We start from the raw sequence: 20,875 nt of genomic DNA, 5'->3' as shown, positions 1-20,875 counted from the left end.
TGCGCTTGGTCAAGGTTTTCGCCCGACGCCTGACCTAGGGTCCAGGGGCCGCGGGTCGCGCGGTTTCAAGGGCCGGCTTCGTGGTTCGTCAATCGATCCCCTTTCCGAGTCCAGCTTCGGTGCGGTCCATGTCGGACGAGGCCTTCCTGGCCTTGGTGAGCGCCTTCCTGGCGAAGGCGCTCACGCCAGACTTGCGGGCCGCCGGGCGACGAACCCTGGGCGTCCATTCCGACATCGAGGCCTGCCGGGTTTGGCACGCCAAGCTGTTCGCCCGAGGCTGGATCGCCCCGGCCTGGCCCGAGGCCTGGGGCGGAACCGGCTGGAGCCCTCGCCAGCGCTTCCTGTTCGACCGCGAATGCGCCCTGAACGACGCGCCCGTGCTGTTCGCCGCAGGCCTGCGCAGCCTGGGCCCGTTGCTGATCGAGCAGGGCGACGACGCGCAGCGGGCGCGCTATCTGCCGCCGATCCTGTCGGGCCAGGATCTTTGGTGCCAAGGATTTTCGGAACCCGGCGCGGGATCGGACCTGGCGGCCGTGTCCTGCCGCGCGGTGCGCCATGGCGATGTCTATCGCATCACCGGCACGAAGATCTGGACCACCGGCGCCCATCTGGCCAATCGGATGTTCGGCATCTTCCGCACCGCCGACGGCGCGCGCCGCCAGCAGGGGCTGACCTTCCTGCTGGTCGACATGAACAGCCCTGGCCTGACGGTCTCGCCGATCCTGGACCTGGCGGGACAGCACGACTTCAACCAGGTGTTCTTCGACGATGTGCCGGTCGCGGTCGCCGACCGCGTGGGGGCCGAGAACGACGGCTGGTCGATGGCCAAGCGCCTGATGCAGCTAGCGCGCGCCAACAACACCCCGGCCGCCCTGGTGCGTCGTGCTCTTCGCCGCGCCACCGAGGCGTTGAACCAGGCCGGGCCGGATGTCGAGCCGGGCCTGCGCACCCGCCTGGCCGGCCTGTCCGTCGACCTGGAAGCCTTCGAGCAACTGGAACTGGCCGTCTTGCCCTCGGGCCGGCCAGGGCCGCACGACCCGATCGCGCCGTCCATGCTCAAGCTGGTCGGCACGCAGTTGCACCAGCAGGTCGCCGAGCTGGCGATGGAGATCGTCGGGAGTCCGGCGGCGGCCGCGCTCGGCGCCGTGGGCGTCGCCGGCGGTCTGGCCGGGGGCGAGGCTCTGGACGCCGGGGCGCTGGCCATGGCCCGACGCCTGAGCCTGCGCGCGGCCACGATCTATTCCGGCGCCAGCGAAATGCAGCGCGACGTCATCGCCCGTCACCTGCTGGCGCGACCTGACAATAGACCAGACCCGGTTTGGCCTGGGTCAATTCAGCTTTCTCGGCGCAGCGCTAGCGTCGCTCAACAAAAGGGGAGACGCATGGACCTGCTGATCGACGCTCTACGCGCGGCCCTAGGGGCCGATGGGGTCCTGACGGGCGCCGCGCTGGAGGAGCGCTACCAGAGTCCCTGGACCCGGCTGGGCGCGCCCCTGGCGGTGTTGCGGCCCGCGTCGACCCAGGCCGTGGCCGAGATTCTTCGTCTGGCGTCGGCGGCGGGCGCCGCGGTGGTTCCGTGGGGCGGGCGCACCGGTCTGGTCGACGGCTGCCTGGCCGACGGCGCCCTGGCCCTGTCTCTGGACCGCATGGCCGCCATCGAGGCGATAGACCCGGTCGCCGGAACCATGACCGTCCAGGCCGGCTGCGTCCTGCAAACCGCCTGCGAGGCCGCGTCCGCCGAAGGCCTGCTGCTGCCGCTGGATCTCGGCTCGCGTGGTTCGGCCACGATCGGCGGCACGATCGCCACCAACGCGGGCGGCAACCGCGTCCTGCGCTACGGCATGATGCGCGACATGGTCCTGGGCCTGGAGGCCGTGCTCGCCGACGGGACGGTGATCCAGGCCATGAGCCCGCTGATCAAGAACAACGCCGGCTACGACCTCAAGCAGCTGTTCATCGGCTCGGAAGGCACCTTGGGGGTGGTCACCCGCGCGGTGCTGCGCCTGCGCCCCGCGCCGGTCAGCCAGGACACCGCCATCGTCGGCGTCGAGCGCTTTTCGGCGTTGCCGCAGCTGTTGCGGCGTCTGGAGCGAGATCTCGGCGGCCTGCTGTCGGCCTTCGAGGTGATGTGGTCCGGTTTCCACGACCTGGTCACGAGCCCGCCGGCCCGGGGCCGCCCGCCGCTCGACGGGCGCTACCCGTTCTATGTTCTGGTCGAGAGCCTGGGCGGCGATGTCGCCGGCGACGCGGCCCGGTTCGAAGCCGCCCTGGCCAAGGCCCTCGAGGCCGGCGAGATCGCCGACGCCGCTGTCGCCAGCTCCAAGGCCCAGCGCGAGGCGATGTGGGCCCTGCGCGACGACGTCGCCCAGACGGCGCGCGACGGGCCGATCATCGCCTTCGACGTCAGCCTGCCGATCGCGGCGATGGAAGCCTATGTCGCGACGGTGCAGGCGCAACTGGCGGCGCGTTGGCCGGATCTGGGACCTCCGGCCGTCTTCGGCCACCTGGGCGACGGCAATCTGCATCTGATCGTCCGCCTGGCCGAGGTCACGCCAGCCGGTCGCCGGGCGGTCGAGGACATCGTCTACGGACCCCTTCAGACGGTGGGCGGATCGATCTCGGCCGAACACGGCGTGGGCCTGCAAAAGCGCGCGTTCCTGCACCTGTCGCGCGGCCCGGCCGAGATCGACCTGATGCGGCGGCTCAAGCACGCCCTTGATCCGGACGGCGTCCTCAATCCGGGCAAGGTCCTTGCTCCCGTGTCCAGCCTCGATGGCCACCCTGGCCGACAACGGCGTCACCGCCTGTTTCGCCAATCCCGGCACCAGCGAGATGCAGTTCGTCGCGGCTCTGGACCGCGAGCCGCGGATGCGCGGCGTGCTGTGCCTGTTCGAGGGCGTGGCGACCGGGGCCGCCGACGGCTACGGCCGGATGACCGGGACGCCGGCCTGCACCCTGCTGCACCTGGGGCCAGGCTACGCCAACGGCGCGGCCAACCTGCACAACGCCCGCCGCGCCTTCACCCCGGTGGTCAACATCATCGGCGACCACGCCACCTTTCACCGCGGCCACGACGCGCCCCTGAACTCCGACATCGCCGCCCTGGCCGCGCCCAACTCGCTGTGGATCAAATCGGCGGAGACGGCCGACGCCGTCGGACCGCTGGCCGCCGAGGCCGTGGCCGCCAGTCTCGGGCCGCCGGGTGGCAACGCCTGCTTGATCCTGCCCGCCGACAGCGCCTGGAGCGCCACGACGGTGATCGGGCCGGTGGTGACGGCGCCGCCGAGGGTCGAGCCGGACCTCGACGAGGTCGAAGCCTTGGCGACGCGTCTGAAGGCCGCCCGCAAACCGGTGCTGCTGATCGGCGGCGCGGCCTGCGGCGAGGCGGGGCTGGCGGCGGCCGGCCGGATCGCCGCCGCCGGCGTGCGCGTGCTCACCGACACCTTCGTGGCGCGGCAAGCGCGCGGCGCGGGCCGGTTCGCGCCCGACCGCATGCACTATTTCGGCGAAATGGCCCTTGGCGACCTGGAGGGCGTCGACCTGATGGCCCTGGTCGGCACGACGCGGCCGGTCGCCTTCTTCGCCTATCCCGAGCGGCCCAGCGTGCTGGTCCCGGACGGCTGCGACACCGTCGTTCTGGGCGGTCGTGGGACGGACGGGACGGCCGCCCTGCGGGCTCTGGCCGACGCCCTCGACGCGCCGGCCGAGGGACCGGTCGAGTCGCTGGTTCGTCCCTCGGCGCCGCAAGGGCCCTTGACCCCCGCCGCCATCGGCCAGTCGGTCGCCCGCCATCTGCCGGCGCGGGCCATCGTCAGCGACGACGCGGTCACTTGCGGCCTGCCGATCTTCCAGGCCACCCAGACGGCGGCGTCTCATGACTGGCTGATGCTGACCGGCGGCGCCATCGGCCAGGGGATTCCCTTGGCGATCGGCGCGGCCGTGGCCTGTCCCGACCGCAAGGTCGTGGCCCTGAGCGGCGACGGGGCGGCGATGTACACCGTCCAGGGCCTGTGGACCATCGTTCGCGAGCAGCTCGACGTCACCGTGGTGGTGTTCGCCAACCACGCCTACCGCATCCTCGACATCGAGATGTACCGCACCAGCGGCGGTCCGGCGGGCCCCGCGGCGCGGGGACTGTTGGACCTGGGCGCGCCGCGCATCGACTGGCTGAACCTGGCCAGGGCGCTGGGGCTTCCCGCGACGCGGGCCGACACCGCCCAAGCCTTTGACGAAGCCATGGCGTGGGCCATGGCGCGCCCGGGGCCGGCCTTCATCGAGGCCGCGCTGTAAGCTTGCAGGCGTGGCATCGGCGGCCGGCTTGACGATCAGCAAGGCCCGGCTTGAGCAAAGCGCGTGAACGCGACGCCCTGGACCCGCTATCGCGCGCCGCGGGCGGCGAGGCATACCCCCCGGTGAGAGGACCTTTCATGCCCAAGGGATTTCGCCGCCACGCGGCTTCATCGCGGCGGTCGACGCCGCCGCTCGATCGTCACGCGGCCGATGTGTTGATGGCTCTGCGGGGGCCGGTCGAGCATCTCCTGACCGCCGGACTGCGGCGGGCGGCGCGGCGGCGGCCGGAGATCTTCGACCGCCTCGACGGATTCCAGGACGCCCTGTTCGTTCTCGCCCCCGACGACTGGCCGGTGGTGTTCGAGTTGCGGCCTTGCGCCGGCCGGGGCGTCGTGCGGGTTGTGCGCGCGACGGCGCCGATGGCGGGCACGGCCCGTATCCGAGGACCGCTGACCGCGCTGCTGGGATTGTTCGACGGCTCGATCGACGCCGATGCGGCCTTCTTTTCGCGCAGCATCAGGGTCGAAGGCGACGTTCAGGCGGTGATGGCCCTGCACAACGCCCTTGAGGCGGCCGAGTTGACCCTGGCCGATCTCCTGGGCTTGCCCGCCCCCGCGCGGGGCATGGCCAACGCCAGCCTGTCCAGGCTGCTGCGCGGCCTGGCCGCGCGAACCGCCCGGGCGAGCGCCTGATGGCCCGCATCGAACTGGTCTGTCCGGCCGGATCGCCGGCCATGCTGCGCGCCGCCATCGAAGCCGGCGCCGACAGCGTCTATTGCGGCCTGCGCGACGAAACCAACGCCCGCAACTTCCCGGGCCTCAACTTCTCGCCCCAGGAACTCAAGGATGCGGCCGACTGGGCCCACGGGCGCGGCGCCAAGGTCTTGGTGGCGATCAACACCTTCGCGCGGGTCGGCGCGGTCGACACCTGGCGAGCCTCGGTCGACGCGGCGGCCCGGGCGGGCGCGGACGCGGTCATCGTCGCCGACCTCGGAATCCTGGCCTATGCGCGGGACGCCCATCCCGATCTTCGTCTGCATCTGTCGGTGCAGGCGGCGGCCGGCTCGGTCGACTCGATCGACTACTACGCCAAGACCTATGGCGTGCGCCGCGTGGTGCTGCCGCGCGTGCTGTCGGCCCCCGAGATCGCCGCGCTCAACCGCCAGATCAGCGTCGAGACCGAGGCCTTCGTCTTTGGCGGGCTGTGCGTGATGGCCGAGGGCCGCTGCGCCCTGTCGTCCTACGCCACGGGCCGTTCGCCCAATCTGTCGGGCGTCTGCTCGCCGCCCGAGGCGGTGGCGTTCGAGGATCATCAAGGCCAGCTGACCTCCCGGCTGGCCGGCTTCACCCTGGATCGCTTCGAGGCCGGCGAGGCCGCGGGTTATCCGACCCTGTGCAAGGGACGCTTCCAGGCCGGTGGCGAGGCGTCCTATCTGTTCGAGGAGCCCACCAGCCTCAACGCCATGGGGCTGCTGGCCGATCTGGCCAAGGCCGGCGTCACCGCGGTGAAGATCGAGGGCCGCCAGCGCGGCAAGGCCTATGTCGCGCGGGTCGCCGCGGCGTTCCGCGCCGCCCTCGACGCCCTGGATCGCGGCGAGTCCACGCAGCCCTATGAACGTCTGCTGTCGAGCCTGGCCGAGGGAGGTCGCGAGACGGCGGGCGCCTACCGGAAGACCTGGCGATGAGCCCGCGACTGGAACTGACCATCGGCCCCCTGCTGTTCAACTGGTCGCCGGAACGCGTCGCGGCCTTCTACGGCCAGATCGCCCGCGACCCGGCGGTCGACCGGGTCTATCTGGGCGAGGTGGTCTGCGGCAAACGCGGTCCGCTGCTGGCCCACGCCCTGGCCGAGGCGGCGGATCTCCTCCAAGCGGCCGGCAAGACCGTGGTTTGGTCGACCCTGGCCCTCCCAGCCTTGCCGCGCGATCGACAGGTCACCGCCGCCTTGGCGGCCGATCCGGCCCTGATCGAGATCAACGACATCTCGGCCCTGGCGCATCGCCCGCCGGGCGCGCCCTTCGTCGCGGGTCCCTTGCTCAACGTCTATAACGAGGCGGCGGCCGGCGAGCTGATCGCCCGCGGCTGCGTGCGGCTGTGCGCCAATGTCGAGATGTCCCTGACCGCCGTGGCGGCGCTGACGGCGCCGTGCCCTGGCCTGGAGATCGAAATCTTCGCCTTCGGCAGGCTGCCGCTGGCCCTGTCTGGCCGGTGCTATCACGCGCGCGGCCATGGTCTGCACAAGGACAATTGCCAGTTCGTCTGCGATCGCGACCCCGATGGCCTGACGGTCGAGACTCTCGACGGCGTCGGCTTCCTGGCGGTCAACGGGGTCCAGACCTTGTCCCATGGGGTGCAGGTCGTCGACAATCCGGTGGCTGAGTTGCGCGCCGCCGGCGTCACGGCCCTGCGCCTGTCGCCCCATTCGGGCGACATGGCCAAGGTGATCGCCGGCTTCCGGGCCTATGCCGACGGTGTCCTGGCTCCCGCCGACCTGGCGGCGGCGATCCGCGCGACCGATCCTCCCGGTCCCCTGGTCAACGGCTATCCGCGAGGCGGAGCCGGGGCCCAATGGACGGCGCGTTCATGAACGCCATGCCCTCCCAACGGACCTTCGACGTGATCATCCTGGGCGGCGGCATGGCCGGCGCCGCCCTGGCCGCCAATCTGGACCCGCGAACCCGGGTGGCGCTGGTCGAGCGCGAGCCGGTGGCGGGCTACCACACCACCGGTCGGTCGGCGGCGATGTACATCCCCTCATACGGCGGGGCGGCGATCGCCGGACTGACCCTGGCCAGCCGGGCGTTCTTCCTCGATCCGCCGGCCGGCTTCGGCCCGCCGCTGCTGACGCCAAGGCCGGTGATGCACATCGCCGACGCCGGCCGGACCGATCGCCTCGAGGCCTTCGCCGCCATGCGGGGCGGGTTCGAAGTCCTCGACGGCCGTGCGGCGCGGGTCCGCGTGCCGATCCTCCGAGCCCGGGCGGTGGCGGCGGCGCTGATCGAGGCCGACGCCGGCGATCTCGACGTCGCCCGATTGCACGCGGCCTATCTGAGCCGCGCCCAGCAGGCGGGGACCGAGGTGCTGACCGGCGCCGGGGCCGGCGCGATCGCGTTCCAGCGTTCCGAATGGCGGGTTCGTACGCCCAGCCTGGACATCTCGGCGCCCATCCTGGTCAACGCCGCGGGGGCCTGGGCCGACGAGGTCGTGATCGGGGCCGGCCTGGCGCCGCTGGGGCTGACCCCGCTGCGCCGCACGGTGATGCTGGCCAGGGCGCCGGATCAGGCCGGGTTCGCCGCCTGGCCCGTGGTCAAGGACATCGACGAGCGGTTCTATTTCCGACCCTGCGGCGGCCGGATGTTGATCACCCCGGCCGACGAGACGCCAAGCCCGCCCTGCGACGCCGCCGCCGACGAAATGGACATCGCCGTGGGCATGGCGCGGTTCGAGGCCGCCGCCGATCATCCCGTGCGCCACCTGATCGGACGGTGGGCGGGCCTACGCACCTTCGCCCCCGACCGCGCGCCGGTGGTCGGATGGTCCAAGAGCCGCCCCGGCTTCTTCTGGCTGGCGGGCCTTGGCGGTTTCGGCATCCAGACCGCGCCGGCCATGGGCCGGCTGGCGGCGGCCCTGGTCGAGGGGCGCCCGGTCCCGAGCGATCTGGTCGATCATGGCGTGCGGGTCGAGGCCTATGCGCCGGAGCGGTTCAGGCCGGCGGGTTAGGGCTGATCGGCATTCAAGCGCGGTGCTTGGTCCTCGTCCTTCGACAAGCTCAGGATGAGGACCGTTATACAGGCCGTGGCAATAGAAGGACGTCATCCCGGGGCAGTAGAAAACCTCATCCTGAGCTTGTCGAAGGACGAGGTTTTCGCTTCCGAAGCCGAATGCCGATCAACCCTCTAGGACCTCAGATCGCCTTGGCGTGGCGCTGGCCGTCGGCGTTGAAATAGGCGTCGAACACCGCCGCGATCGACCGCACCAGCAGGCGGCCGGGCGGCAGGACCTGGACGCGGAATCCCCGGACCTCGGCGAGACCGTCGGCCGTGAAGGGCGCCAGGCGCGCCAGTTCGGCCGCCAGGCTGTGCGGAAGACGTCCGTGCCGCGCGCAGACGGCCGCTAGGTCGACGGAAAAATCGCACATCAGCCGCTCGATGATCTCGGCCCGGAAGCGGTCCTCGTCGCTGAAGGCGACGCCGCGCGCCACGGGCAGTCGGCCTTCCTTGACCGCCGCGCGCCAGGTCAGTTCGTGCGTGGCGTTCTGCACGAAGCCCTGCGGCAGGCCGCCGATGGCCGAGGCTCCCATGCCCAGCAGGGTGGCGGCCGGATCCGTGGTGTAGCCCTGGAAGTTTCGGCGCAAGGTCCCGGCCGCCAGCGCCTTGGCCATCGGATCGTCGGGCAGGGCGAAGTGGTCGAGCCCGATGCGCACGTAACCCTCCGCGGCCAGCCTTTCGGCGGCGCTCTCGCTCTGATCAAGGCGCGCCTCGGGCCCCGGCAGGGCGGCCTCGTCGATCAGTTTCTGATGGCTCTTCATCCAGGGCACATGAGCGTAGCCGAACAGGGCCAACCGCTCGGGACGCAGGTTGAGAAGTTGGTCGAGCGTCGACAGGGTGTTGGCCGTGGTCTGATGGGGCAGGCCGTACATGAGGTCCAGGTTGATCGAGCCGACCTTGGCCTCGCGCAGCCAGGCGACGCAGTCGGCGATGTGCTCGAAGGTGTCCTGGCGATTGACGGCGGCCTGAACCTCGGGCGTGAGGTTCTGCACCCCCAGGCTGGCGCGGCTCATGCCGCGGGCGGCGGCGGCCTGGACCCAATCGCGGGTCAGCACGGCCGGGTCCATTTCGATGGCCACGTCGATGTCCGGCGTCAGGTCGAAGACCTGGCCCAGGCGGTCGAAGATCGCGTCGATCTCGCCCAGCGACAGCATGTTGGGCGTGCCACCGCCGAAGTGCACCGCGCCGGCGCTCAGGCGGCCGGGCAGGGCGGCGCCCAGCAGGTCGATCTCGTCGAGCAGCAGCCGCACATAGTCGCCGACCGGTTCATGGCGGTTCACCGCCCGGGTGTTGCAGCCGCAGTACCAGCAGAGCCGGGCGCAGAACGGGATGTGCAGATACAGCGAAACCGCTTCGTCGGTCGGCAGGGCGGCCAGCCAGTCGCGGTAACGGTCGGCGGTGACCTCGGCGGTGAACTGGGTGGCCGGCGGATAGCTGGTGTAGCGCGGCGCGCGGCCGTCGTACCTGGCGATCAGGTCGGCGACCGGGCGGGCGCTGGGCGGGGCGACGAGGGTGGCGAGCATGGCTGGACGGGTCAGGCCATGACCGGATCGGCGGGTTCGGGCATCGGTGGTCTCCTAGACCGCAGTCTGATCGACCGCGCCGCGCTGGACCTTGATCCACCGCAAGCCAGATTGCCGCGGCGGTTGCTGGGCCTGGAGTTCGGCCAGGGTGTTGAGGTTGACGAACGGGTCGGGCTGGATCGTTCCCCAGTCGACCACGGCCTGGCCGCTGACCGCCGCCAGGCCCCGAAGCGATGAACGGTCCCGGGCCAGATAGTCGGCCAACAGCGGTTCCACCGCGATGCTCCATAGGCCGCAGACCGGATGCAGGCGACCGTTGCTGGCGGGGAGGGCGACCTTGGCGCCCGCGCGCAAGGCCGCGGCCAGGCGCGGGGTCAGGTCGGCCGGCAGGCGCGGCATGTCGCACGCCAGGACCTGAACCCTGGCCGCGCCGCGAACGCGCGCGAAGGCAAGGGCCGAGGCGAGGCCGGCCAGGGGGCCCGGCACGTCGGGATCGTCGAACAGCAGCGGCGCGCCGACGTCGCCGCCGATCTGGTCGGCGTCCCGGACGGCGACGGCCACCTCGTCGGCATAGCTTCGCGCCAGGGCCAGGGCGCGGCCCAGCAGCGAGGTCTCGCCCCAGGCGCGGAGGGGCTTGCCGCCGCCCATTCGCCGGCCGGCGCCGCCGGCCAGAACCACGGCCACGCAAGGCTCGGTCATGGTCAGGAGGCCTTCCGCTTGCCGCGCCGCCGCCCGACCTGATCCATCGGGCCGCCGACCAGGGCCATCGCCTGTCTCGGGCTGCTGACCGAGGTCTCCAGATCGCGCAGCAGGCCGTCGGCCGCCGAGTGGATCCAGCCGTGCAGACTGAGGGGTTGGCCGCGCCGCCAGGTCTCGTGGACCAGCGGATTGGCGGCCAGTTGGGCCAGCTGGGCGGCCACGTTGAGTTCGCAAAGCCGGTTGGCCCGCGCGGCCGGATCGAGGATCGTCTCCAGGTCCTGGGCATGCCGCCAGGCCAAGGCCCGCACCGGGGCCAGCCAGTGATCGACCAGGCCCGGCGCCGGGTCCGACAGCGCCGCGCCCATCGCGCCGCAGCCATAATGGCCGCAGACCACCACGTGGCGAACCTTCAGCACCTCCAGCGCGTACTGCAGGCCGGATAGGAACCCGATGTCCTGGGACAGGGCGAGATTGCCCAGATTGGCGAGGGCGAAAATCGCGCCGGGCGGCAGGCCGGTCAGGTCCTGACCCGACAGCCGACTGCAGGCGCAGCCGATCCAGAGGTGCTCGGCCTGTCGCGGAGCCGCCTGGCGCGTGAAGAAGTCGCGATCACCGTGGCGGCCCGCCGCCCAGGCGAGGTTGTCCGCCAGCAGGGCTTCGCTCATGCCTGGTCAGCTCCGACGGCGACGTCGAGCAACCGCCCGCGGCGGGCCGCCAGCCGACGGCCCAGGGTCGTGAGGTCTTCGGGAGCCAATCGCAGTCGCGCGATCGGCAGGACGATGGCGTTCTCCAGGCCCAGGTGGCGGCGCTCCTGAGCGGCGAAGGCGATCATCGCCTTGCGCTGCGTCGCGTCCAGCCCGGGCGCGCGCTCGGTCTCCAAACAGGCCAGAAGATGATCCCGCACGGCGCTGGCCTGGACCACGTCGGCCCGATGCTCGGCCGACAGCATGCCTAGCACCCGTTCGACATCGTCTCCGGGCTCGCAGCGACGACGCAGCAGCGGAAAGAAGTCCTCTTCCTCGTCGATCACATGCAGGGGCAGGTCCTGATCCAGGAAGACGATCAGTTCGATGACCCGAGGCCGGTCGAACACCATGGCGGCCGCGACCTCCTCGATCATCTTGCAGGCCTGCCGGTGGCGATAATGCTCGGCGAAGAACCATTCGATGGGTTCGGCCAGAAGGCGCGGAGGAATGGACTCGATGGTGCTCGTCGTCATGGCCTTCTCGCCTCGGCCGGGCCCCGCGCCAAAGCGCGCGGGCCGGCGGTCGCCTCGACTTTGCGCGACCGGTGAATCCGCATGGCGCCCTAGACCTTCCGGAAGATCGTGTAGGCGCGCGCCTTGGGCGTGAGCCTGGTGCGGAGCAGCGAGGCGATGGCGGCCACCGCCGGGTCCTCGGCGCCTTGGGCGGCGGAGATCAGATGGGTCCAGGACTCGTCGCCGGCGGTGTTGACGAAGTCGTGGACCGCGCGCTGGACGAAAGCCTCCAGATCGATCCCGGCGCCGAGAGCCGCCGCGCGCACCCGTTCGGCCAAGTCCGGATCGGAGGCGTCGAGCCAGGCCTCCAAACCGGCCGCCGAGGCGCCGGCCAGGAGCTGGCCCAGCGACAGGGCGCCGGTGTCGAAGCGCCCGTCGGGAGTCAGGCTGAAGGCCACGCCCCGGTCGCGGGCCCGCTCGGCCAGATCCGAGACGTAGCGGGTGGCCGCCGCCGTCCAGGCCCGGCTTTCCAGATGCAGCCGGATCTTGTCCTCGACATAGTCGAAGGGCAGTTCGCGCCCCTCGATGCGGCGGTCCAGCTTGAGCACGTGCCACCCGAACCGCGACCGCACCGGACGGTCCAGGATTTCCCCGGGCCGCAGCCCCGACAGGGCCTGCTCGATCTCGCCGACCACGTCGCCCGGACCGAGCTGGCCCAGCGAGCCGCCGACCTCGGCGGAAGGGCAGGCGGACAGGGACTTGGCCAGGGCGGCGAACTGCCCCGGGGTTCGGGTCAGGGTCTGCACCGCGTCCAGCGCGACCCGGCGGGCGGCCTCCCAATCCGCATCGTCCGGGCTGGCCGGCGCGATGAGGATGTGGGCGGCCTCTACGAGGGCCGGACTGGTGAAGCGGTTGCGCTGGGTGTCGTAGATGTGACGGCAAAGCGCGACGGACGGGGTTTCGATCTCGACTTCCTCGTCGAGAACGGCGCGGATCAGAGCCTCTTCGTCCGTCTCCTCGCGGCCCATCTCGTCGATTTGCGGCTCGGGACGCAGTCCCAGTTCGTCGGCGCGATGCAGAAGCAGGGCGCGTACGGCCAGGGCCTTGCCGGCCGCCCGCCGGGCCTCGCCCGCCGAAGCGCTGGGATGGTTCTGGGCTTCCTTGGCGATCAGGAATTCGGGGATCTCGACGCCGTCGACAACGGTGGTGGCGGTCATCGTCTACTCCCGAGCCTTGAAGGCGGAGGTGGCGTTCGGCCAGGGCGGGCTGACGGCGTCGCGGTAGGTCGGGGCCGCGGCCTCCGGCTTGATCGGCAGGCGACGGGTGGTCCGGACCAGCTGCCACCCGCGGCGGTTCAGGTACCAGATCGGCGCCGAAAGCATGTGGACCAGGCGGGTGAACGGGAACAACAGCAGGATGGTCATCCCCAGCACCAGGTGCAGCTTGAAGATCGGATGCACGTCGGCGACGTAGGCGGCCACCCCCGGCTTGAAGGTGAAGACGCCCTGGGCCCAGAACATGAACTTGATCATCTCGTGTCCGTCCAGGTGATGGGCGGAGATCGCGATGGTCGACAGGCCCAGCATCAGCTGCACCATCAGGATCACCAGGATGGCGATGTCGCTGAAGCTGGAGGTCTTGCGGATGCGCGGGTCGAACAGCCGCCGATGCAGCAGCAGCAGGCCGCCGGCCAGGCATAGAATTCCGGCGAGGCCGCCGGCGACCATGGCCAGGATCTGCTTGGCTCCGTGCGGGACGCCCAGGGCGTCGAACACCCAGATCGGCGTCAGCAGGCCGACGAAATGGCCGCCGAAGATGACCAGGACGCCGAGGTGGAACATCACCGATCCCGCCACCAGTTGGCGGCGGCGCAGCAACTGCGAGGAGCCCGACCGCCAAGTGTACTGCTCGCGGTCGAAGCGCAGCACGCAGCCCAGCACCAGCACCGCCAGGCAGATGTAGGGATAGACCCCGAACAGGAATTGGTTGAGCAGGCCCATGACTAGACTCCTTGAGCGGCGCTGGCGCGGGGCCGACGCGGGACGCGGCCAGTTTCGGCCTGCATGGCCTCGACCAGGGCGCCGGCCTTGGGGCAGCCGACGTCGGAGGGACCGAAGGTGACGGCGGTTTCGGCCCAGGCCTTGTCGAGGGCCTCAAGGTCGTCGGGATTCTCGTCGGGCTCGCTCAGCAGGGCCGCGAGCACGGCCGGATCGGCCTTTTGCGAGGCCAGGCTGGCCAGGGCCCCGAACACCGCGCGATAGGCGCTGTCGCGCTTCTTCAGGCGCTCGCCCATCGCGTCCAGCACGTGGGTGGCTTCGCCCAGCAGCGAGGCGGCCTCGGCGTCGGGCAGGATCGACAGGAACTCCAGGAACACCGGCAGGAAGTCCGGCAGTTCGTTGGCCGTCAGGTCCAGGCCCTTGGTGCGGTAGAGCTCCAGGAGCGCCACCATCGCCTCGCCGCGGTCGCGGCTTTCGCCATGGACGTGCTCGTAGAGGTTCAGCGACAGCGAACGCGTGCGGTCGAAGAGCTCGGTGTAGCTCTCCTGCAGGTCGTAGATGTCGCCGTCGGCGAGGATCGAGACCAGCCGCGCCAGCGCCTTGGTCAGGGCCGGCGTCAGCAGGTTCTCTTGAATGATCTCCCCGAGCGCATAGGGGGCGGTTTGCTGCAGTTCCGGGGTGGGATAGGTCAGCAGCAGGGCAAGCGCCTTGTAGGTGCGGGCCATCGGCTTACGCCTCCATCGGGTTTTTGGCGCGCGAGCGCGGATTGGCGCCGAACAGGCCCAATTCGGTGCGGCCGCCCGAGCAGCCGTTGCCGAAGGTGAAACCGCAGGAACCGCGCAGGTCGTAGGCGTCCTCGGCGGCTTCGCGGTGGGCCGAGGGGATGACGAAGCGGTCCTCGTAGTTGGCGATGGCCATGTAGCGATACATGTCCTCCACCTGGGCGGCGGTCAGCCCGACCTTGCCGGCGATGGCGTGGTCGATGCGCCCGTGCACGGTCTTGGCGCGCATGTAGCCGCGCATGGCCAGCATGCGTTCCAGCGCCTGGACCACCGGCGGCTCGTTGCCGCCGGTCAGCAGGTTAGCCAGGTAGCGGACCGGAATGCGCAACGAGGCGACGTCGGGCATGTCGCCGTCCATTTCCAGCGCGCCGGACGAGGCGGCCGACTGGATCGGCGACAGCGGCGGCACGTACCAGACCATGGGCAGGGTCCGGTATTCGGGGTGGAGCGGGAAGGCGATCTTCCAGTCGACGGCCATCTTGTAGACCGGGCTCTTGCGGGCCGAGTCGAGCCAGGCCTCGGGAACGCCGTCGGCGCGCGCCTGGGCGATCACCGCCGGATCGTTGGGATCCAGGAAGATGTCGAGCTGGGCCTGGTAGAGGTCCTTCTCGTCGGGCGTCGCGGCGGCGGCCTGGATGCGGTCGGCGTCATAGAGCAGCACGCCCAGATAGCGGATGCGGCCCACGCAGGTCTCCGAACACACGGTCGGCAGACCCACCTCGATGCGCGGGAAGCAGAAGGTGCACTTCTCGGATTTTCCCGATTCCCAGTTGTAGTAGATCTTCTTGTAGGGACAGGCCGAGACGCACATCCGCCAGCCGCGGCACTTGTCCTGGTCGATCAGGACGATGCCGTCCTCTTCGCGCTTGTAGATCGCGCCCGAGGGACAGGCGGCCACGCAGGCCGGGTTCAGGCAGTGCTCGCACAGCCTGGGCAGGTACATCATGAAGGTGTTTTCAAACTGCCCGTAGATCTCCTTCTCGATGCCCTCGAAGTTGGCGTCGGCGGAGCGCTTGGAGAATTCCCCGCCCAGGATTTCCTCCCAGTTGGGGCCCCATTCGATCTTCTCCATGCGCTGGCCGGTGATCTTCGAGCGCGGCCGCGCGGTCGGGAAGTGCTTCATCTCCGGAGCGTTCTGGAGATGGGCGTAGTCGAAATCGAACGGCTCGTAATAGTCGTCGATTTCCGGCAGATCGGGGTTGGCGAAGATCTTGGCCAGGATGCGCCATTTGGCGCCCATCTTGGGTTCGATCTTGCCGTTGGCCTTGCGGATCCAGCCGCCGTTCCACTTCTTCTGGTTCTCCCAATCCTTGGGAAAGCCGATGCCAGGCTTGGTCTCGACGTTGTTGAACCAGGCGTATTCGACGCCCTCGCGGTTGGTCCAGACGTTCTTGCAGGTGACCGAGCAGGTGTGACACCCGATACACTTGTCGAGGTTCAGCACCATGCCGATTTGCGCTCGCACCTTCATTGGGCGAAATCCTTCTGAACGAGCGGTTCTTCCAGCCAATCGATCTTGGTCATCTTGCGGACGACCACGAATTCATCGCGGTTGGAACCGACGGTGCCGTAGTAGTTGAAGCCGTAGGCGAGTTGGGCGTAGCCGCCGATCATGTGGGTCGGCTTGAGCACGGTGCGGGTGCACGAGTTGTGGATGCCGCCGCGCAGGCCGGTGATCTGAGACCCGGGGGTGTTCACGATCTTTTCCTGGGCGTGATACATGAAGGTCGTGCCCTCACGGATCCGCTGGGACACCACCACCCGCGCGGTCAGGGCGCCGTTGGCGTTGAAGACCTCGATCCAGTCGTTGTCGACCAGACCCGCCTTCTTGGCGTCGACCTCCGACACCCAGACCACGGGACCCCCGCGGTTGAGCGTCAGCATCATCAGGTTGTCGCTGTAGGTGGAGTGGATCCCCCACTTCTGGTGCGGCGTGATGAAGTTGAGGACGATCTCCTTCTCGCCGTTGGGCTTGGCGCCCATGACGTGGGTGGTCTTCAGGTCGATGGGCGGGCGGTAGACGCAAAGGGCCTCGCCGAACGCCCGCATCCACAGGTGATCCTGATACAGCTGCTGACGGCCGGTCAGGGTCCTCCACGGGATCAGCTCGTGGACGTTGGTGTAGCTGGCCGTGTAGCAGACCTTCTCGCTCTCGATGCCCGACCAGGTCGGCGAGGTGATGATCTTGCGCGGCTGGGCCAGGAGGTCGCGGAAGCGGATCTTCTCGTCTTCCTTGGGCAGGGCCAGGTGGACGTGTTCGCGGCCGGTCTGCTTTTCGAGCGCTTCCCAGGCCTTGACCGCCACCTCGCCATTGGTCTCCGGCGCCAGCATCAGGATGGTCTCGCAGGCGTCGATATCGCTGTCGATGCGGGCCAGGCCCTGGGTCGCGCCCTCTTCGAGGACCACGCCGTTCAGCGCCTTGAGCAGATCGACCTCGTGGTCGGTCTTCCAGCCGATGCCCTTGCCGCCGTTGCCGCTCTGGGCCAGCAGCGGACCCAGCGCCGTGAAGCGCTTGTAGGTGTTGGGATAGTCACGCTCGACGATGGTGATCTGCGGCATGGTCTTGCCGGGGATCGCCTCGCACTCGCCCTTGGACCAGTCGCGGACGTCGAACGGCTGGGCCAGTTCGGCGGCGCTGTCGTGCTGGATCGGGGTCAGGACGACGTCCTTTTCGACACCCAACACCTCAGGGGCGACCTTGGAGAAGGCCTTGGCGATGGCCTTGAAGATCTCCCAGTCCGATTTCGACTCCCAAGCCGGGTCCACGGCCGCGCTCAGCGGGTGGATGAAGGGGTGCATGTCGGACGTGTTGAGGTCGTTCTTCTCGTACCAGGTGGCGGTGGGCAGGACGATGTCGGAATAGACCGCCGTGGTCGACATCCGGAAGTCGAGCGTCACCAGCAGGTCGAGCTTTCCCTCCGGCGCCTTGTCATGCCACGCGACCTCGGTGGGCTTGACCCCGCCAGTCTGGCCCAGGTCCTTGCCCTGCACGCCGTGCGACGCGCCCAGCAGGTGCTTGAGGAAGTATTCGTGGCCCTTGCCCGAGGAGCCCAGGAGATTGGAGCGCCAGACGAACATGTTGCGCGGCCAGTTGGCCGGATCGTCGGGATCCATGCACGACATCTGCAGGTTGCCGCCCTTGAGCTGCTCCAGGGCATAGGCCCTGGGGTCCTGGCCCGCGGCGGCGGCGGCCTTGGCGACCTCCAGCGGGTTGGTCTTCAGGGCGGGAGCCGAGGGCAGCCAGCCCAGGCGTTCGGCCTTGGCGTTGAAGTCGATCATCGAACCGTTCCACACGCCCTCGGGCGCGGTCGGCGAGAGGATCTCGTCCATGCCGACGGTCTCGTAACGCCACTGGTTGCTGTGGGCGTAGAAGAACGAGGTGGAGTTCTGCTGGCGAGGCGGCTTGACCCAGTCGGTGGCGAAGGCCAGCGGGGCCCAGCCAGTCTGCGGCCGCAGCTTTTCCTGGCCGACATAGTGCGACCAGCCGCCGCCCGACTGGCCCACGCATCCGCACATCACCAGCATGTTGATGGCGGCGCGGTAGTTCATGTCCATGTGGTACCAGTGGTTCATCGCCGCGCCGATGATGATCATCGACTTGCCGTTGGTCTTTTCGGCGTTGTCGGCGAAGCCGCGGGCCACGGCCAGGATCTGCTCGCGCGGCACCGAGGTGATGGCTTCGGCCCAGGCCGGCGAGTAGGGCTGGACGTCGTCATGGTCGGTCGGCATGTGGTCGCCGCCGAAACCCTGATCGACGCCGTAGTTGGCCAGGAACAGGTCGTAGACGCAGGCCACCAGGGTCTCGCCCTCGGGCAGCATCATCCGCTTGACCGGCACGTTGCGCACCAGGACGTCGGGATGGTCGGTCATGGCGAAGCCGTTGGTGGCCGCGCCGCCGAAATAGGGGAAGCGCACGCCGGCGACGTCGTCGTGGACGCCCTTCAGGCCCAGGCGCAGCGTGGTCTCACGTCCCGCGCCGTCCTTTTCCTCCAGGTTCCACTTGCCGTCCTCGCCCCAGCGGAAGCCGATCGAGCCGTTGGGGACCACCACCTGGCCAGTGGCGTCGTCGAGGGCGACGGTCTTCCAGTCGGGATTGTTGGTCTCGCCCAGGGCCTGGTCGAACTCGGCCGCGCGCAGCAGGCGTTCGGGCACATAGGCGCCATCCTGCGGAACCAGGCGGACCAGCATCGGCAGGTCGGAATACTTGCGCAGATAGTCGCGGAAGTAGGGGACCTGACGGTCGACGTGGAACTCCTTGAGGATCACGTGGCCGAACGCCATGCCCAGGGCCGCGTCGGTGCCCTGCTTCACGGCCAACCAGAGGTCGGAGAACTTGGAGGCCTCCGAATAGTCGGGGCAGATCACCACCGACTTGGCGCCGCGATAACGGGCCTCGGTATAGAAGTGGGCGTCGGGCGTGCGGGTCTGCGGGACGTTGGAGCCCCAAAGGATCATGAAGCTGGAGTTGAACCAGTCGGCGCTCTCGGCCACGTCGGTCTGCTCGCCCCAGGTCTGGGGCGAGGCGGGGGGCAGGTCGCAATACCAGTCGTAGAACGACCCGCAGACTCCGCCGATCAGCTGCAGGTAACGCGCCCCGGCGGCGTAAGAGACCATGGACATGGCCGGGATCGGCGAGAAGCCGAACACCCGGTCGGGACCCCAGGTCTTGACCGTGTAGGCGTTGGCCGCGCCGATGATTTCGGTGACCTCGTCCCAGGTGGCGCGGATGAAACCGCCGCCGCCGCGCCGCGTCACATAGTCGGCGCGTTGGGCGGGATCGTTCTGGATCGAGGCCCAGGCGGCCACGGGGGTGCGGGTGGCCCGCGCCGCCCGCCACAGCTTCAGCAGCCGCGAGCGGATCAGCGGGTATTTCACCCGGTTGGCTGAATAGAGGTACCAGCTGTAGCTGGCGCCGCGGGCGCAGCCGCGCGGCTCGTGGTTGGGAAGATCGGGCCGGGTGCGCGGATAGTCCGTCTGCTGGGTTTCCCAGGTGACGATGCCGCCCTTGACGTAGATCTTCCACGAGCACGAGCCGGTGCAGTTCACGCCGTGGGTGGAGCGGACGATCTTGTCGTGCTGCCAGCGGTTCCGATAGGCCTGCTCCCAGGTACGGTCGTCGTCATTCATGACGCCGTGGCCGTCGGAGAACAGTTCGGTCTTGCGCGTGAAGAACGCGAGGCGATCCAGGGTATGGCTCATTGGGTGGGAACCTTGATGAGGGCGGGCGCGCGCAGCAGCGACGTCTTGCGGGCGTAGAAGGCCCAGTTGACGAGCACGCAGCTGACGTAGAAGCCGAGGAAGATGTAGAGGGCGAACTGCGGGTTGCCGGTGGCCTTGAGCGAGTCGCCGAACGCCTTGGGGATGAAGAAGCCGCCAAAGGCGCCGACGGCCGAGGTGAAGCCGACGATGGCCGCCGACTCCATTTCCGCGGCCCGCTGGCTGGCCTCGGCGGTCGCCCGCGGCATCAGCCGGGGCATGTCGGCGCGAACGATGGTGGGGATCATCTGGAAGGTCGAGGCGTTGCCCACGCCGGTCCAGAAGAACAGCCACAGGAAGCTGGCGAAGAAGATCGGGAAGGACGGCGCCGAGCCGTAGGCGCCGACCCCGGCCAGCACGCCGATCACGCCCGCGGCCATGGCCAGGAAGGACCAGTGGGTGACGCGGTCGCCGCCGAAGCGGTCGGAAACGCCGCCCGTCAGGGCGCGCGAGCCCGCGCCGATCAACGGGCCCAGGAAGGCCAGCTGCAGGACGTTGATGTCGGGGAACAGAGTCTTGGTCAGCAGCGGGAAGGCGGCCGAGAAGCCGAGGAACGAGCCGAAGGTGCCCAGATAGAGCCAGCACATGATCCAGTTGTGCTTGCGGCTGAAGATCACCGCCTGGTCCGCGAAGGAGGCCTTGGCCGAGGCGATGTCGTTCATGCCGAACCAGGCCGCCACGGCGGCGGCGATGATGAACGGAACCCAGACATAGGCGGCGTTCTGCAGCCAGATGTGTTTGGTCACCCCGTGATCGACGATGGTCTGCGGCGCGCCGGCCAGGGGGCCGAACAGCGCCAGGCCGATCACCACCGGCACCAGGAACTGCATGACGCTGACGCCGAGGTTGCCGAACCCGGCGTTGACGCCCAGGGCCGCGCCCTTCTCGCTCTTGGGGAAGAAGAACGAGATGTTGGCCATGGAGGAGGCGAAGTTCCCGCCGCCCAGGCCGCAGGCCAGGGCCAGGCCGACGAAGACGCCGTAGGGCGTGGTCGGGTCCTGCACCACCACCCCGATGCCGATGGCCGGGATGAGCAGGGACAAGGTGGTCAGCGCCGTCCAGCGCCGGCCGCCGACGATCGGCACCATGAAGCTGTAGAACACCCGCAAGGTGGCGCCCGACAGGGCGGGCAGGGCGGCCAGCCAGAACAGCTGCTCGGTGGTGAACTTGAAGCCGACCAGCTTGAGCTTGGCGATGACCATCGACCACACCATCCAGACCGAGAAGGCCAGCAGGAGGTTGGGCACCGAGATCCACAGGTTGCGACGGGCGACGGCTTTTCCGCTCGCGCGCCAGAAGTCGGCGTCCTCTGGACGCCAGTCGGTCAGGACCGGGCTTTGTTTGGTCGTGGGCATGGACTGCGC

The 20,875-nt window shown here is 69.5% G+C and carries 15 protein-coding genes and 1 pseudogene; 6 read left to right on the top strand and 10 right to left on the bottom strand.

Translation table 11 applies throughout. From position 1 onward, the window contains the following. Positions 1 to 128: 128 nt before the first annotated feature. The 6 genes and pseudogenes from ASD38_RS24820 to ASD38_RS21950 form a co-directional block, all read left to right on the top strand. Positions 129 to 2,690 (top strand): annotated as a pseudogene (locus ASD38_RS24820) (FAD-binding protein); the annotation flags it as partial. 82 nt (positions 2,691 to 2,772) lie between these two features. Next, positions 2,773 to 4,290, top strand: a complete 1,518-nt coding sequence (locus ASD38_RS21970; RefSeq protein ID WP_056463472.1) for an acetolactate synthase large subunit — start codon at positions 2,773 to 2,775, stop codon at positions 4,288 to 4,290. Positions 4,291 to 4,427: 137 nt separating this feature from the next. Then, on the top strand, positions 4,428 to 4,982 hold the full coding sequence (ubiT, locus tag ASD38_RS21965) for a ubiquinone anaerobic biosynthesis accessory factor UbiT (RefSeq protein WP_082560847.1): 555 nt from the start codon (positions 4,428 to 4,430) through the stop codon (positions 4,980 to 4,982). Continuing rightward, positions 4,982 to 5,974, top strand: a complete 993-nt coding sequence (gene ubiU, locus ASD38_RS21960; RefSeq protein WP_056463469.1) for a ubiquinone anaerobic biosynthesis protein UbiU — start codon at positions 4,982 to 4,984, stop codon at positions 5,972 to 5,974. Before ubiT ends, ubiU begins: the two co-directional genes overlap by 1 nt. Then, complete coding sequence (gene ubiV, locus ASD38_RS21955; RefSeq protein ID WP_056447062.1) at positions 5,971 to 6,876, top strand: ubiquinone anaerobic biosynthesis protein UbiV; 906 nt, start codon at positions 5,971 to 5,973, stop codon at positions 6,874 to 6,876. The genes ubiU and ubiV overlap by 4 nt, the downstream gene beginning before the upstream one ends. Then, the gene (locus ASD38_RS21950; protein WP_082554917.1) at positions 6,858 to 8,009 is read left to right on the top strand and encodes an NAD(P)/FAD-dependent oxidoreductase; all 1,152 of its coding nucleotides are present in this window, start codon (positions 6,858 to 6,860) and stop codon (positions 8,007 to 8,009) included. The genes ubiV and ASD38_RS21950 overlap by 19 nt, the downstream gene beginning before the upstream one ends. Positions 8,010 to 8,193: 184 nt before the next feature. Here the strand turns inward: ASD38_RS21950 and hemN are convergent, their stop codons facing one another. The 10 genes from hemN to ASD38_RS24120 form a co-directional block, all read right to left on the bottom strand. Then, positions 8,194 to 9,579: an oxygen-independent coproporphyrinogen III oxidase gene (gene hemN, locus ASD38_RS21945; RefSeq protein ID WP_056447059.1), complete on the bottom strand. Its 1,386-nt coding sequence runs from the start codon at positions 9,577 to 9,579 to the stop codon at positions 8,194 to 8,196. 54 nt (positions 9,580 to 9,633) lie between these two features. After that, positions 9,634 to 10,278 (bottom strand): molybdenum cofactor guanylyltransferase, encoded by a 645-nt coding sequence (locus tag ASD38_RS21940; RefSeq protein WP_056447057.1) that lies wholly within the window; start codon positions 10,276 to 10,278, stop codon positions 9,634 to 9,636. A 2-nt stretch (positions 10,279 to 10,280) separates the two neighbouring features. After that, positions 10,281 to 10,943, bottom strand: a complete 663-nt coding sequence (locus tag ASD38_RS21935) for a carbonic anhydrase (RefSeq protein WP_056447054.1) — start codon at positions 10,941 to 10,943, stop codon at positions 10,281 to 10,283. Then, the gene (locus ASD38_RS21930; RefSeq protein WP_056447051.1) at positions 10,940 to 11,497 is read right to left on the bottom strand and encodes a hemerythrin domain-containing protein; all 558 of its coding nucleotides are present in this window, start codon (positions 11,495 to 11,497) and stop codon (positions 10,940 to 10,942) included. Before ASD38_RS21930 ends, ASD38_RS21935 begins: the two co-directional genes overlap by 4 nt. An 89-nt stretch (positions 11,498 to 11,586) precedes the next feature. Continuing rightward, positions 11,587 to 12,693, bottom strand: a complete 1,107-nt coding sequence (locus tag ASD38_RS21925; RefSeq protein ID WP_056463465.1) for a peptidylprolyl isomerase — start codon at positions 12,691 to 12,693, stop codon at positions 11,587 to 11,589. Between the two features lie 3 nt (positions 12,694 to 12,696). After that, a complete protein-coding gene (gene narI / locus ASD38_RS21920; protein ID WP_056447046.1) occupies positions 12,697 to 13,476 on the bottom strand; it encodes a respiratory nitrate reductase subunit gamma in 780 nt (259 codons plus the stop codon). 2 nt (positions 13,477 to 13,478) lie between these two features. Continuing rightward, positions 13,479 to 14,198, bottom strand: coding sequence for a nitrate reductase molybdenum cofactor assembly chaperone (narJ, locus tag ASD38_RS21915; protein ID WP_056447042.1), 720 nt, complete (start codon positions 14,196 to 14,198; stop codon positions 13,479 to 13,481). Positions 14,199 to 14,202: 4 nt separating this feature from the next. Next, positions 14,203 to 15,726 carry a nitrate reductase subunit beta gene (gene narH, locus ASD38_RS21910; RefSeq protein ID WP_056447040.1) on the bottom strand — a complete coding sequence of 508 codons (1,524 nt, stop codon included), beginning with the start codon at positions 15,724 to 15,726 and terminating at the stop codon, positions 14,203 to 14,205. Continuing rightward, positions 15,723 to 19,454: a nitrate reductase subunit alpha gene (locus ASD38_RS21905; RefSeq protein ID WP_056463462.1), complete on the bottom strand. Its 3,732-nt coding sequence runs from the start codon at positions 19,452 to 19,454 to the stop codon at positions 15,723 to 15,725. The genes narH and ASD38_RS21905 overlap by 4 nt, the downstream gene beginning before the upstream one ends. Beyond that, positions 19,451 to 20,866 (bottom strand): MFS transporter, encoded by a 1,416-nt coding sequence (locus tag ASD38_RS24120; protein ID WP_056463460.1) that lies wholly within the window; start codon positions 20,864 to 20,866, stop codon positions 19,451 to 19,453. The genes ASD38_RS21905 and ASD38_RS24120 overlap by 4 nt, the downstream gene beginning before the upstream one ends. Positions 20,867 to 20,875: the final 9 nt, after the last annotated feature.

Origin of the sequence: Caulobacter sp. Root487D2Y (genome assembly GCF_001427165.1) — a bacterium.
In the GTDB taxonomy this organism is placed as follows: Bacteria; Pseudomonadota; Alphaproteobacteria; order Caulobacterales; family Caulobacteraceae; genus Caulobacter.
Note: the sequence above shows the minus strand (reverse complement) of the source record. Positions and strands in the feature narration are given on the sequence as shown.